The following is a 12,788-nucleotide window of genomic DNA, read 5'->3' as shown; positions in this document are numbered from 1 at the left end:
AGGAATGGAGACCCGCCCCATGAAGACCCGCGCCGCTGTCGCCTTTGAGGCCAAACGTCCGCTGGAGATCGTCGAGGTCGATCTGGAGGGGCCGCGCGCCGGGGAGGTGCTGATCGAGATCAAGGCCACGGGCATCTGTCACACCGACGCCTATACGCTGGACGGGCTGGACAGTGAGGGCATCTTCCCGAGCATTCTGGGCCATGAGGGCGCGGGCGTGGTGGTCGAGGTGGGGCCGGGCGTGACCTCGCTGGCCGTCGGCGATCATGTGATCCCGCTGTACACGCCGGAGTGCCGCCAGTGTAAGTCGTGCCTGTCGCGCAAGACCAACCTGTGCACCTCGATCCGCGCCACCCAGGGCAAGGGGCTGATGCCCGACGGCACCAGCCGCTTCAGCTACAAGGGCCAGGCCATCGCCCACTATATGGGCTGCTCGACCTTCTCGAACTTCACCGTCCTGCCCGAGATCGCGGTGGCGAAGATCCGCAAGGACGCCCCCTTCGACAAGGCCTGCTACATCGGCTGCGGCGTGACGACGGGCGTCGGCGCGGTGGTCAATACGGCCAAGGTCGAACCGGGCGCCAACGCCGTGGTCTTCGGTCTGGGCGGCATAGGGCTGAACGTCATCCAGGGGCTGAAGATGGTCGGGGCCGACATGATCGTCGGCGTGGACATCAACGCCGACAAGGAAGAGTGGGGCCGTCGCTTCGGCATGACCCATTTCGTCAATCCGAAGGAGGTGTCGGACGTGGTCGCCCATCTGGTCGAACTGACCGGTGGCGGCGCCGACTACACCTTCGACTGCACCGGCAACACTGTGGTCATGCGTCAGGCGCTGGAAGCCTGTCACCGGGGCTGGGGCGAGAGCATCGTCATCGGCGTGGCCGAAGCCGGCAAGGAGATCGCCACCCGGCCGTTCCAGCTGGTCACCGGCCGCGTCTGGCGCGGTTCGGCCTTCGGCGGCGCGCGCGGGCGCACCGACACGCCGAAGATCGTCGACTGGTACATGGACGGCAAGATCGAGATCGATCCGATGATCACCCACACCCTTCCTCTGGAGCGGATCAACGAGGCCTTCGACCTGATGCATGCGGGCGAGAGCATCCGGTCGGTGGTGGTCTTCTAGAGGCTTGCGCCTCCGGGATAGTTGTTTAAAAAAACTGTCCTGAAACAGGGAGAGGAAAGCCATGTTCACCCACATCACCGTCGGTGCGAACGACGTCGAGGCGTCGCGGACATTCTATGACGCGGCGCTGGGCGCCCTGGGTATTGAGCCCGGGAACGGGCCGGACGCCAGGGGCCGCTACTGGTGGCGGACGGCGCACGGCGCCTTCGCGGTCGGCCAGCCGCTGGACGGCGAGCCCGCCTGCCACGCCAACGGCGGCACCATCGGTTTCGCGGCGAGGACGCCGGAGATGGTCCAGGCGTTTCATGACGCAGGGGTGGCGGCCGGGGGCACGGCCATCGAGGACCCGCCCGGCGAGCGCGTCGGCCCGTTCGGGACGCTGAACCTCGCCTATCTGCGTGACCCGTCAGGCAACAAGATCTGCGCCCTGCATCGCGTGAGGTGAGCCCCAACTCTCCGCTCATCCCGGCGAAAGCCGGGATCCAGTCCTTTCGCGAGGCAGGATGCGCGGGATAGGGTGTCGGGCGCACCGATGACGATGGCGCGCCCAAAGCACTGGATCCCGGCTTTCGCCGGGATGAGCGGAATCAGAGGGACGGTCATGCCGACCGAATGATCGAGATGTCGGAACAATCCGAGCTTGAGATCGAATGGACAACCGACGACAGCGCCATGGTGCTGGGCCCTCGCTATCACGACGGCAACCTGGTCTCGATCCATATCGACAAGCAACAGGTCGAGGTGGTGATCAACGTTGTCGGGGGCGGCCAGACCCGCTTCCGGTTTCTTGGCGCGGAGTTCGGCAGCATCGGCCTCGTCAGTGACGCGATCGTTTCGGATGTGTTCGCATTTCCGGTTCACAAATCGGACGATCCTGACCCAAGGATGAGTGAGTCCATTCATGTCCTCAATGGAGGCGTGATTCCCTTGGGCGATGTCATCACGGAAAACAGGTTCATGCTGGGTCAGCATGAGAGCCTTCTGGTTTTCTTCACCTGCTCTTATGGCGGCCCTTTCAGCATCCTGTGCCACCGGATGACCGTCACTCGTCGAGGCTATTGATCGCCAATGCAAACCACCAAGACCCACACCGTCCACGGCGGAACCCTGCGCTATCTGAAGCACGACAGCGCGACCACCGGCACGCCCATGACCCTGTCGGTGTTCACGCCGCCGGGAGAGGGACCGTTTCCGGTGCTGATCTGGCTGTCGGGCCTGACCTGCACCGAGGACAATTTCACCACCAAGGCCGGGGCCTATGGGGCGGCGGCGGCGCACGGGGTGATCATCGTCGCGCCCGACACCTCGCCGCGCGGTGAAGGCGTGGCCGACGACCCGGCCTATGATCTGGGTCAGGGAGCGGGCTTCTATGTCGATGCGACCGAGGCGCCGTGGGCGCCGCATTTCCGCATGGAGACCTGGGTCGTAGAGGAGCTGATCGGCCTGATCGATGCCGAGTTTCCGACCACCGGGGTGCGGTCGATAAGCGGCCATTCGATGGGCGGGCACGGGGCCCTGACCCTGGCCCTGCGGCATCCGCATCTGTTCCGCTCGGTCTCGGCCTTCGCGCCGATCGCCTCGCCGACACGGTGTGCCTGGGGGGAGAAGGCGTTCACCGCCTATCTGGGCGAGGACCGGGCAGGCTGGGCCGATCACGATGCGGCCCTGCTGATCGAGGATGGCGTCGGGGTCGGCTGTTACGACGACATTCTGGTGGATCAGGGCGACGCCGACAGCTTCCTGACCGACCAGCTGAAGCCGGAGCTGCTGGTCGCGACTGCGAAGGCGGCGGGCCAGACCCTGACCCTGCGCATGCAGCCGGGCTACGACCACTCCTATTTCTTCATGGCCAGTTTCATCGCCGACCATGTGGCGTTCCACGCCCAAAGGCTTAAGGGCTGAGCCGATGACCGACGTTTCAACCGCCCCCTACGAAAACATGTTCGCCGCCCTGTGCCACGAACTGGGCTACTGTCTGCACGAGAAGGGCCGCCGCCGGGTGGTCGAGGCGCTGTCGGGCGGGCTGGACGCGGCGGTAAAGGCGGTGTTCGCGGCCGAGGGCGTGGACTTTCCCTCCACCACCGGCGAGCTGAGGCGTCAGGTGCGGGACTGTCTGAAGACGCATCTGCCCGCCTGACGGGAGCATCGCGGAGCCGTCCGGCCCGTGAGGCGTTGTCTCTGCGAAATCCTCAAGCTTACGGTTTGGGTTTGTCGTCCGATCCCCTAAATGGAGGGTCTGGACCCGGAACACTGCACAAGGATCGCTCTCATGGCCTTCACCCTCGCCCCCCTGCCTTACGCCTATGACGCGCTGGAGCCGGCCATCGACAAGGAGACGATGACCTTCCACCACGACAAGCACCATCAGGCCTATGTCGACAATCTGAACAAGTTCGTCGACGCGACCCCGGCCGCCCAGGGCAAGAGCCTGGAAGAGATTTTCGCGGTGATGTCGACCCTGCCGAAGCCGATCCGCAACAACGGCGGCGGACACTGGAACCACGCCCTGTTCTGGGACCTGCTGGCCCCGGTCGGCGAGACGGGCGAGCCCTCGGCCGGGCTGGCCGCCGCGATCGACGCGGACCTGGGCGGGATGGACGCCTTCAAGGAGGCCTTCAACGCCGCCGGCGCCGGCCAGTTCGGCTCGGGCTGGGCCTGGCTGATCGTCCAGGACGGCAAGCTGAAGGTCACCTCGACCCCGAACCAGGACAATCCGCTGATGGATGACGCGGCCGAGAAGGGCGCTGTCGTCCTGGCCGCCGACGTCTGGGAACACGCCTATTACCTTAAATACCAGAACCGTCGTCCGGACTACCTGAAGGCCTTCTGGACCGTGGTGAACTGGAACAAGGCCAACGAACTGTTCGCCGCCGCGACGGCCTGAGCCGCCAGCCGGCATTGACTCCGGAAGGGCGCGCCGTCATAAGCGCGCCCTTCACGCACTCGGCCCCGGTCGAGCGCGCGATCACACTACGGACGATGCGTGGACCGCCGTTGAGATCGTTCCTTCATCTGGGAAGGGACCGGGCCGCATCATATTGATGAGTGAACCATGTCCAAGCGCCACAGCGCCAAATACAAGATCGACCGCGCCATGGGTGAAAACCTGTGGGGCCGCGCCAAGAGCCCGGTCAACAAGCGGTCCTACGGCCCCGGCCAGCACGGCCAGCGCCGCAAGTCCAAGGTTTCCGACTTCGGCCTGCAGCTGAAGGCCAAGCAGAAGCTCAAGGGCTACTATGGCAACATCACCGAGAAGCAGTTCGCCGCGACCTATGCCGAAGCGACCCGTCGCAAGGGCAACAGCTCGGAGAACCTGATCGGCCTGCTGGAATCGCGCCTGGACGCCATCGTCTATCGCGCCAAATTCGTCCCGACCGTCTGGGCCGCCCGCCAGTTCGTCAGCCACGGCCACGTGACCGTCGACGGCAAGAAGGTCGACATCGGTTCGTACCGCGTGAAGCCCGGCCAGGTCATCGAGGTCAAGGAAAAGTCGCGCAACATGGCTCTGGTGCTGGAAGCCCAGCAGTCCGGCGAGCGCGACATCCCTGACTATATCGAGCTGGGCGACCGCGGCTTCTCGGTCCGCTACGTCCGCGTGCCGGAACTGGCCGACGTGCCGTTCCCGGTGAAGATGGAGCCGAACCTGGTCGTCGAATACTACTCGTCTTAAGCGGCGTGTTCGACGACGGTTCGACCGTCGCCTGATGACAGAAGGCCCCGGAGCGATCCGGGGCCTTTTTCATGGCCAAACGGCATGGCAAGCTCGTCCAACTGTCGTTTGCGAGGGTGAGGTCAATGTCAGTTACAGCGGTTCTTGCGTTGGTCCTGCTGATGTTCCCGCAAACGGCGTCTGCGCCGTCGGGGCTCCTGGACAGCCAGATGCAGGCCCAGTTTCAGGCCCAGGCGCGGACCTATGAGAAGACCCGGCCCTCCCCGGGGATCCATTTCTCGCCCAGGGCGGCGGCGGCCTATGCCATGACCTCGGGCTGTGTGCCCGCAGTGGCGACCGGGCGGTCGGCGACGGAGTTTTTCCACACGGCGGCGACCCGGCCGCGGCCGGACGCCCAGGGCCGCCATTCGGTATCCACCGCCGTGACCCTGCAACAGGACGAACGCGGGTCCTGTACCGTCGCCGCCGTTCGCGGTGAGCCCGAGGATCTGCGACAGGCGGTGCTGGAGGCGCTGGACGCGGCCGGGGCGCACCGGACGGTCGCCTCTGACACCGGCGCGGGATCGCAGGACTCCAGCGGCGCCTTCCGGCAGGAACTTCATTGTCTGACCCTGGACGGTCAGCCGATGTTTCTGGTGATGTCGACCTCCAGCGCGGCCAACCGGCCGAGACTGATGGCCAGTCTCGGCGCCGACCGGGCCGGGGACTGCCTCGCCCGTATCCCGAAGTGAACCGGCGCGGACAGACGGGATGCGTTCCGCCGCAAATCAGGTGATAGTGGTTCGCTTGTGGGAGACGGTCGATGAAGCGGGCGGGTGCAGTTCTGATCGGTCTGGCGGCGGGCGCTGTGTCCGGATGCTCGGCCTTGCAGGCGGCCATGCCTCGGGCTGCCGGGCCTGACACGGCGTCGATGCCGGGCCAGCTGGAGCCCGTCCGGGCGGCGGCGGTGGTCAATGATCTGACCGTCTTCTGGGTCACCTCCAACGGCTGCACGACGAAGGACAGCCTGTTGCCCGTCGTTTCGGTTCGGGGCGGCGCGTCTGTCGTCAGCCTCAGGCGCATCTCCGAGGACCGCTGCGTTCGTCCGGTCGATGACGGGATCGAGGTGCGCTGGTCGTTCGAGGAACTGGGACTGAAGCCGGGCGCCAGTGTGACGATCGAGAACCCCTATCAGCTCTCGCCCGACGCCGGCTGAGCCCGGTATCGGCACGCGCCTTTCCGATTATTCACGTGTGTTTCCCGCGGCCCCGGGCGATCAAGCGAAACGTTATCAAGAAGGGGATATATCCATGCTGCGTCTCGTCATCGCCGTCGTCATCGCCGCTCCGCTGCTGTCGGGCTGTATTGTCATCTCGACCGAAAAGCCGACCACCCGCGTGATCCAGACCGCCCCGGCGGACAGCCAGTAGTGGCTGCCGCAGTGAAGACCAGGATGGCCTTTGCCGCATTGTCGGCTGCCGCGCTTGCGCCCTTGCTGTCCGCCTGCGTGATCTATGACTCGACGGGCGGGGAGGGGGTGTCCGTGACGGTCGGGTCCCAGACCACGACAGCGGCGCCCACACCGCCCGAGACCCTGCGTGCGATCCGCTTCGAGGCGGGCGCGGTGGTCGTTCAGGTCGAGTCCAGCGGCTGCACCACTGTCGCCGACTTCGCGGTGGAGGTGGCGGACGGAGGCGGCGCGGACCTGACCTTCACGCGTGAACAGCCCGACCGGTGCAAGGCCCTGGTTCCCGACGGCGTCGAACTTCGCTGGACCTATGAGGAACTGGGTCTGACCCGGGGCAAGGCCGTGACGATCCGCAATCCAGTGCGGCTCCCTTAGGAAGACGCGCCCCTCGCCACCCCGTCGGAGAGACTGCCATGACGCCGGAAGCCGAACAGCGTATCCAGGCCCTGGAGACGACCAACCGATCGCTGGTCCGACAGGGACGTCTGCAATTCCTGGCCCTGGTCCTGATCGGGGGGGCTTTGGTCGCGGGCTTCACGGTACGGAGCGGCGACAGGACGCTGACGGTTTCGGAGCTCGTGGTGGTCGACCCGGGCGGTGTCGAGCGTGTACGCATCAGCGGCGACCTCCCGGACGCTGTGACAAACGGTCGACGAATTCCCCGCGGGGAGAAGGCGGCCGGCATGGTCATCTATGATGCGGCGGGGCATGAGCGGGGCGGCTATGTCACTATGGACCCTTCCGGAAACGCCCTTCTCACACTGGATGATCGCGACAGCCGCCAGAAGACACTGTTCGTGGCCGGCCCCGACGGCGGTTCAGCGCTACAGGTCTGGGAGGGTGACGCCCTGGCGGAACTGCGCGCCGATGCGGATGGCGCTCGCCTGACCGTGACCGCCGGCGGCAAGGTGGTCGAACAGACGCCGGCCGTGCGCATGGGACCGGAGGCCTGCTCAGCCTATCGTGGAGCGTTGACCTCGATGACGCGTCTTCAGGTCTCCGCGGCCTGCAATGCGCGTTTCACCGTTGAGGCCTGTTCGGCCTGTCTGGCAGACTGAAACCAGAGACCGGTCAGCGTCTTTCGAACGCCGGCAGCATGTCGGCGGGAATGCGGTGCGGCCGCATCGTCGCCGCATCGACCAGAACCCATTCCGAAACGCCCTGGGCGCAGATGCGGCCGTCCGCGTCCTCGATGCGGACATAGCGATTGAAGCGCGGGCCCTGGGGATCGCCGACCCATGTCCGGGCCTTCACGTCCGCTGCGTCGGGCGCGAGGGGGCGGAAATAGTCGACCTCGTGCCGAACGGCGACCCAGGACCATTTCGCGCGCGTGGCTTCGTCGAAGCGCGCGGTCCAGTGGGCCGTGCCCGCGTCCTGCAGCCAGCCGACGTAGACGACGTTGTTGACGTGGCCGTTGGCGTCGATGTGTTCAGGCAGGACCGTCAGCGGCAGGACGAAGATCTCGCGATCCTCACGCGGCGCCAGGGGCGTGCGCGCCACGGGCGGTCAGTCCTGGCCGAGGGGGACGCCCTTTTCGGCGAGCAGGGCGTGAAGCTCGCCGGCCTGGAACATCTCGCGCACGATGTCAGAGCCGCCCACGAATTCGCCCTTCACATAGAGCTGGGGAATGGTGGGCCAGTCGGTGAAGGCCTTGACCCCCTCGCGCAGGGCCTCGTCCTGCAGCACGTCGACGCCGACGAACGGGGCGCCGATCTGGTCGAGAATCTGCACGGCCAGGGAGGAGAAGCCGCAGCGCGGCTGGTCCGGGGTCCCCTTCATGAACAGGACGACGTCATGTCCGGCCACAGTCTGGCCGATGAAGGCATGGACGGGGTCGGCGGCGGTCTGGATGGCTTGGTCGGTCACGGTGGGGGCCTTTCCGTTGCAGGCGTCAGCTAGGGATGCCGGACCCCCGGGTCAAGGCGCAGGCGTATCCGCTCACGCAATGCTGAGCCGGAGAACGGGGGTCGGGCAGGCCGATCCGACGGCGCGATCATCACCGTCAGGCGGCCTTCACGGCCATGCTGACGCGCGCCATCTCGATCTGGGCGGCAAGGCCCGGCGGCATGTCGCGGTCCGGCACGGCGGCCAGGGCGTCGAGGCGGTCGTTTCTGTTGGCCTGCACGAGCACCGATGTGATCGACGGCTCGCTCAGCACGTGGGCCAGGCAGATTTCCTCGGCAGTCCAGTTCGGCGTCTGGTGCAGGAAGGCGAAACCGCCCACGCCGTGCAGGGGACTCTTCTTCGGGCCGCCGCCGAATGACAGGCCGAACAGGCCCTTCTTGGGCACGTGGGCCGTCGCCGCCTTGCGGGCGGTGTCGAGCGCCTCGGGGAAATAGTCCTGGGCGATGACGACCATGTCGCGCTCGCGGGCCAGACGGATACGGCTGCGGATCTGCCAGGGCGAATCCACATGGTAGGGGGTCGACAGCACGTCGAAGGCGCCGGTCGAGACATAGATGTCCATCACCGGGGCTTCCCCCGCGACGCCCAGACAATGGACCCGACCGGTGGCGCGAAGGGCCTTGAGGGCGTTCAGCGAGGACTGGGACAGTTCGTCGTCGCCGGGCTCGTCAAGGATGGCGATGTCGATCCAGCCCAGGTGGGAGACGCGCAACACCCGGTCGATGGCGTGGGTCATCCCCTCCGCCGAGAAATCCCGGGTGCTGTCGCGGCGGCTGTCGCGGCGGCCGAGCATCAGGGTGACATTGAGCAGTTTGCGGTCGACACTGGACAGGGCATGTCCCGCGATCTCGGCCAGAACCGGGTCGCCGCTCTCGAGTCGATAGCTGTTGATCCCGGCCTCAAGCGCGCCATAGATCAGCTCGGCCGCCGCGTCCGGGCCGCGCGAAACCGTGTCGAGGCCGAGGCTGAGGGTCAGGTCGGATACGGCGGCTCCGGCGCCGCCGAAGGGGCGATAACGCATCGCTCAGTCTCCGTCAGGGGAGGGAGGGGACGAGGTTTCCAGCGCCAGGGCGTGAAGGGCGCCGCCCATCTCCCCCTTCAGCGCCGCATAGACCAGTTGATGCTGGCGGACACGCGACAGGCCGGCGAAGGCCGAGGAGACGATACGGGCGCGATAGTGGTCGCCATCGCCCGCCAGGTCATCGATGACGATCTCGGCGCCGGGGAAGGCCTCGGCGAGGTGGCCGCGCAGGGTTTCGACGGACATGGGCATGGAGAGAATTGGTCCGGCCGGGGTTTGTCCGGTCAGGATGGCCCATAAACCTTAATGGCTGGCTACGGCGGCTGTCAGGGTCTCAGACGCTCGAACAGTCGCACTGTATGGTCCTTGTAGGCGCCGTCGCCATAGGGGATGTAGCCGACCCGTCCGGCCAGCCGGATCGAGGGCAGGTTGTCGGGCGCGATCATGCAGACGGTGCGTGCGGCCTTCAGTTCGGTGTCAGCCCAGGCGAGAGCCGCCTCAACCCCTTCCCGCGCCAGCCCCTGGCCCTGGAAGGCGCCGCCGACGCCCCAGCCGAGTTCGGGCGCATCAAAGGCGGGGGTCAGGTCGCGCCGGTAGTCGAGGATGCCCACACTGCCCACATAGGCGCCGGTCGCCTTCAGCCGCATCGCCCAGTTGCCGCGGCCCAGAACGCGCCAGTGGCCGACGTCGCGCAACAGACGGAACCAGACCTCTTCCTCCGTCAGGGGACGGCCGGTGATGGCCGCCACGAAGGCCGGGTCGGCCCACAGGACTTTCAGGTCGTCAAAATCCGGCCGGGACACCGGTGTGAGGATCAGGCGCTCGGTCGTCAGGACGGGGTCGGTCATCGAAACTCAATTGCTGCAACGGCGGGCGGGGGTCACATCAGGCCTGACTGTTTCAGACTGGCCACGCCGTCCCGCCCCACGATCAGGTGATCATGGACCTCGACGTTCAGCGGATGGCCGGCGGCCACGATCTGGCGCGTCATCTCGATGTCGGCCCGGGACGGGGTTGGATCGCCGGACGGGTGATTGTGGACCAGGATGATGTTCGGCGACGACAGTTCCAGCGCCCGACGCACCACCTCGCGCGGATAGACGGGGGCATGGTCGATGGTGCCCCTGTTCTGGATCTCGTCCAGAATCAGCTGGTTCTTGCGATCCAGATAGAGGACGCGGAACTGCTCGCGCGGTTCATGTTGCAGGGCGACCCGGACATAGGCCAGCAGGGCCGTCCAGGACGAGATGACCGGACGTCTGGCGGCAGGCTCGCGCGCCACGCGACGGGCCGTGTCGAAGATCAGCTGAAGGTCCAGCGCCGTGGCCCGTGACGCCTTGCCGCGCGGATAGCCCAGGCCCTCGGCGACCTGGGCGTCGATGGCCTCATGACTGGCGGACCCGAGGCCTTCCAGACCGCCGAACCGGGCCAGCAGAGCCTTGGCCAGGGGCTTGGTGTCCTTGTAGGGGACGCTGCGGAACAGCAGGAGCTCCAGCAACTCATAGTCGGGCAGGGCGTCGATGCCGCCTTTCGCCGCCCGTTCGCGCAGCCGGTCGCGGTGGCCGCTGTGACGCGCCGGAGTCTTGCGGCCGCGCGCGTCCGACGCGTCCGTCGTCGCGGGGTCGGGGTCTGGTTCGGGATCGGGCTGTGGGTCGGTCACGGGGCATCCGGCGGCTGCGGACCGACGGTAACGTTTCGGCCGGGGGGATCAAGCGGGCCACAGGCGTTCGATGAACATTGATCGTGTTTAAAAATCGCCTTAATCGGTCTGGTTTGTCCAAAAATGCCGCTCTGTATGCGCGTTTCGAACAAATATTGCCGCGGATCTTGCAACTTCCCTTTGCTCCACGCATTTGGCGGCGGAAGGTCCTCCCCGACTTCCCCCTCCCCGAACACCCTGGGTCGCCCCCGATCATCGAGAGCGCCCGAAAGGCCTGAGATGATCAATTCCACACCCTCCCGTCAGGGCGGCCGGCTGGCCGTCGCCGCTGTCTTGCTGGCGTCCGTCGCCACGCCGGCCTTGGCCGGCTCCTTTTACCTGCAGGAACAGTCGGCCCGTGCAGCCGGTCGCGCCTATTCCGGTGAAGGCGCCGATCGCGGGGTCGGATCGTTGTGGTGGAACCCCGCCGCCATCGCCCGTTCGGGACGCGAGGTCTATGTGGGCGCGCATGGCCTGCTGATCGATTCGACCGTCGACAACGCCGGCTCGTCCATCGTCTACCCGGGCGGGGCGACCTTCCCGGTGCAGGGGCAAGGCCACAATATCGACCCGATCGAAAGCGGCATCGTGCCGAACTTCGCCATCTCGACCCCTGTCGGCGACCGGTTCGCCATCGGGCTGAGCGTGGCGGCCCCCTACAACTTCACCACCAAATACCAGCCGACCTCCTTCGCCCGCTACGACGCCCTGACGTCCGAGCTGCGTTCGGCCAATATCGGCCTGACGGGCGCCATGCAGGTGACCGACTGGCTGGACGTCGGCGTCGGCCTGGACGCCCAGTATGTGAAGGCCAAGCTGACCTCGGCCCTGCCGAACCTGTCGCCCCTGCTGCCGGACGCCACGAACAGTCTTGAGGGCGACGGGATCGACTTCGGCTGGAACGTCGGCGCCCAGGCCCATGCCGGCAGGTTTGACTTCGGACTGAGCTACCGCTCGGCGATCGAACATGAACTGGAGGGCGACATCGCCATTGCGGGCCTGTTGGGGCCGATCGCGGCGGGCAATGTCGCCACGAAGGGCACGGCCAGTTTCAATACGCCATGGTTCGCCACCGCCTCGGTCCGGTATGCGGTCAATGACCGGCTGACGCTGAACGCCCAGGTCAACCGCATCGGCTGGTCCGAGTTCGACGCCATCCGCGTGGCCTATGGAACCGGCAGAGACGCCATCATCCAGGACTACAAGGACGTGACCACGGGGGCCGTCGGTTTCGACTATGTCGCCAACGAACGCGTCACGGTGCGCGGCGGCCTGGGCTATGATCCGACCCCGACCCGGGACGGAGAGCGCACCGCCCGCATCCCTGACGCCGACCGCTGGCTGGTCTCGGGCGGTCTGTCGGTCAAGGCGACGCCGTCGGTCACGGTCGATACGGCCCTGACCTATATCGCCTTTGCGGACAGCGACATTTCGTCGAACCGGACCTTCTATCCCGGCACGGCCGCGGCCACGACCAGCCGGCTGCGCGGAACGGCCGAGGGCGCCGGCCTGGCCGCCTCGGTCGGGGTGCGCTGGGCGTTCTGATCGCGCTCAAGGGCGTGAATGCCAAAACGGCCGGTCCCTGGCGGGGCCGGCCATTTTTTTGTTCGATGATGGACGTGTGATATATTGCGGTTTCAGGAGGCCGCTATGGATGACGCCAGCCCCATCACCGCCGATAATTCTGTGCTCAAGGCCGCCATCGAAAAGATGGACGCCGGGGGCGGGTTCGCGACCCTGATGCACGAAGGCCGCGAGATCATCCTGATGTCCGCCGAGACGTTCGAGGTATGGGAGGACGCGGTGGATAATGCGCGGATCCAGGAATACCGGCTCAATCCCGATCCCGAGCCGCTGATTACCCTCGAGGAAGTGCGCGCGAAGTACAACATTCCGGCGCCCGGCAAATAGGTGCGCGAT

19 protein-coding genes are annotated in these 12,788 nt (G+C 66.5%); 13 read left to right on the top strand and 6 right to left on the bottom strand.

The genetic code is table 11. The features are described 5' to 3' along the window. The first annotated feature begins 19 nt into the window (after nt 1–19). The 11 genes from ACW17W_RS13980 to ACW17W_RS13930 all read left to right on the top strand — a co-directional run bounded on the left by ACW17W_RS13980 (nt 20) and on the right by ACW17W_RS13930 (nt 7,301). Nucleotides 20–1,126 carry an S-(hydroxymethyl)glutathione dehydrogenase/class III alcohol dehydrogenase gene (locus ACW17W_RS13980; protein ID WP_492077508.1) on the top strand — a complete coding sequence of 369 codons (1,107 nt, stop codon included), beginning with the start codon at nt 20–22 and terminating at the stop codon, nt 1,124–1,126. A 61-nt stretch (nt 1,127–1,187) separates the two neighbouring features. Beyond that, complete coding sequence (locus ACW17W_RS13975; protein ID WP_492077507.1) at nt 1,188–1,571, top strand: VOC family protein; 384 nt, start codon at nt 1,188–1,190, stop codon at nt 1,569–1,571. A 167-nt stretch (nt 1,572–1,738) separates the two neighbouring features. Then, nucleotides 1,739–2,188, top strand: a complete 450-nt coding sequence (locus ACW17W_RS13970; protein ID WP_492077506.1) for a hypothetical protein — start codon at nt 1,739–1,741, stop codon at nt 2,186–2,188. Nucleotides 2,189–2,194: 6 nt separating this feature from the next. Beyond that, a complete protein-coding gene (gene fghA, locus ACW17W_RS13965) occupies nt 2,195–3,028 on the top strand; it encodes an S-formylglutathione hydrolase (protein WP_492077505.1) in 834 nt (277 codons plus the stop codon). A 4-nt stretch (nt 3,029–3,032) separates the two neighbouring features. After that, nucleotides 3,033–3,263 carry a hypothetical protein gene (locus ACW17W_RS13960; RefSeq protein WP_492077504.1) on the top strand — a complete coding sequence of 77 codons (231 nt, stop codon included), beginning with the start codon at nt 3,033–3,035 and terminating at the stop codon, nt 3,261–3,263. A 132-nt stretch (nt 3,264–3,395) separates the two neighbouring features. After that, a complete protein-coding gene (locus ACW17W_RS13955) occupies nt 3,396–4,010 on the top strand; it encodes a superoxide dismutase (RefSeq protein ID WP_492077503.1) in 615 nt (204 codons plus the stop codon). Nucleotides 4,011–4,178: 168 nt separating this feature from the next. After that, complete coding sequence (gene rpsD / locus ACW17W_RS13950) at nt 4,179–4,796, top strand: 30S ribosomal protein S4 (RefSeq protein ID WP_492077502.1); 618 nt, start codon at nt 4,179–4,181, stop codon at nt 4,794–4,796. 161 nt (nt 4,797–4,957) lie between these two features. Next, nucleotides 4,958–5,527 carry a hypothetical protein gene (locus ACW17W_RS13945; RefSeq protein WP_492077501.1) on the top strand — a complete coding sequence of 190 codons (570 nt, stop codon included), beginning with the start codon at nt 4,958–4,960 and terminating at the stop codon, nt 5,525–5,527. A 71-nt stretch (nt 5,528–5,598) separates the two neighbouring features. Further along, nucleotides 5,599–5,991, top strand: a complete 393-nt coding sequence (locus ACW17W_RS13940; protein ID WP_492077500.1) for a hypothetical protein — start codon at nt 5,599–5,601, stop codon at nt 5,989–5,991. A gap of 213 nt (nt 5,992–6,204) precedes the next feature. Continuing rightward, nucleotides 6,205–6,618 (top strand): hypothetical protein, encoded by a 414-nt coding sequence (locus ACW17W_RS13935; protein ID WP_492077499.1) that lies wholly within the window; start codon nt 6,205–6,207, stop codon nt 6,616–6,618. 38 nt (nt 6,619–6,656) lie between these two features. Continuing rightward, entirely contained in the window at nt 6,657–7,301 is a 645-nt protein-coding gene (locus ACW17W_RS13930; RefSeq protein WP_492077498.1) for a hypothetical protein, read from the top strand. Between the two features lie 13 nt (nt 7,302–7,314). Here the strand turns inward: ACW17W_RS13930 and ACW17W_RS13925 are convergent, their stop codons facing one another. The 6 genes from ACW17W_RS13925 to radC all read right to left on the bottom strand — a co-directional run bounded on the left by ACW17W_RS13925 (nt 7,315) and on the right by radC (nt 10,829). Further along, a complete protein-coding gene (locus ACW17W_RS13925; protein WP_492077497.1) occupies nt 7,315–7,743 on the bottom strand; it encodes an acyl-CoA thioesterase in 429 nt (142 codons plus the stop codon). A 6-nt stretch (nt 7,744–7,749) separates the two neighbouring features. After that, on the bottom strand, nt 7,750–8,109 hold the full coding sequence (grxD, locus tag ACW17W_RS13920) for a Grx4 family monothiol glutaredoxin (protein WP_492077496.1): 360 nt from the start codon (nt 8,107–8,109) through the stop codon (nt 7,750–7,752). Nucleotides 8,110–8,245: 136 nt separating this feature from the next. Continuing rightward, complete coding sequence (locus tag ACW17W_RS13915; protein ID WP_492077495.1) at nt 8,246–9,169, bottom strand: aldo-keto reductase family protein; 924 nt, start codon at nt 9,167–9,169, stop codon at nt 8,246–8,248. A gap of 3 nt (nt 9,170–9,172) precedes the next feature. Further along, entirely contained in the window at nt 9,173–9,421 is a 249-nt protein-coding gene (locus ACW17W_RS13910) for a BolA family protein (RefSeq protein WP_492077494.1), read from the bottom strand. A gap of 74 nt (nt 9,422–9,495) precedes the next feature. Next, nucleotides 9,496–10,017, bottom strand: coding sequence for a GNAT family N-acetyltransferase (locus tag ACW17W_RS13905; protein WP_492077493.1), 522 nt, complete (start codon nt 10,015–10,017; stop codon nt 9,496–9,498). Between the two features lie 32 nt (nt 10,018–10,049). Then, nucleotides 10,050–10,829, bottom strand: coding sequence for a RadC family protein (radC, locus tag ACW17W_RS13900; RefSeq protein WP_492077492.1), 780 nt, complete (start codon nt 10,827–10,829; stop codon nt 10,050–10,052). A 279-nt stretch (nt 10,830–11,108) separates the two neighbouring features. Between radC and ACW17W_RS13895 the strand changes: the two genes are divergently transcribed. Beyond that, nucleotides 11,109–12,413 carry an OmpP1/FadL family transporter gene (locus ACW17W_RS13895; RefSeq protein WP_492077491.1) on the top strand — a complete coding sequence of 435 codons (1,305 nt, stop codon included), beginning with the start codon at nt 11,109–11,111 and terminating at the stop codon, nt 12,411–12,413. A 105-nt stretch (nt 12,414–12,518) separates the two neighbouring features. After that, a complete protein-coding gene (locus ACW17W_RS13890; protein WP_492077490.1) occupies nt 12,519–12,779 on the top strand; it encodes a hypothetical protein in 261 nt (86 codons plus the stop codon). The last annotated feature ends 9 nt before the right edge of the window (nt 12,780–12,788 follow it).

It is taken from the genome of Brevundimonas sp. FV1ye29L, assembly GCF_058681095.1.
The sequence above is the reverse complement of the archived record's forward strand: the minus strand, read 5'-3'. Positions and strand labels throughout refer to the sequence as shown.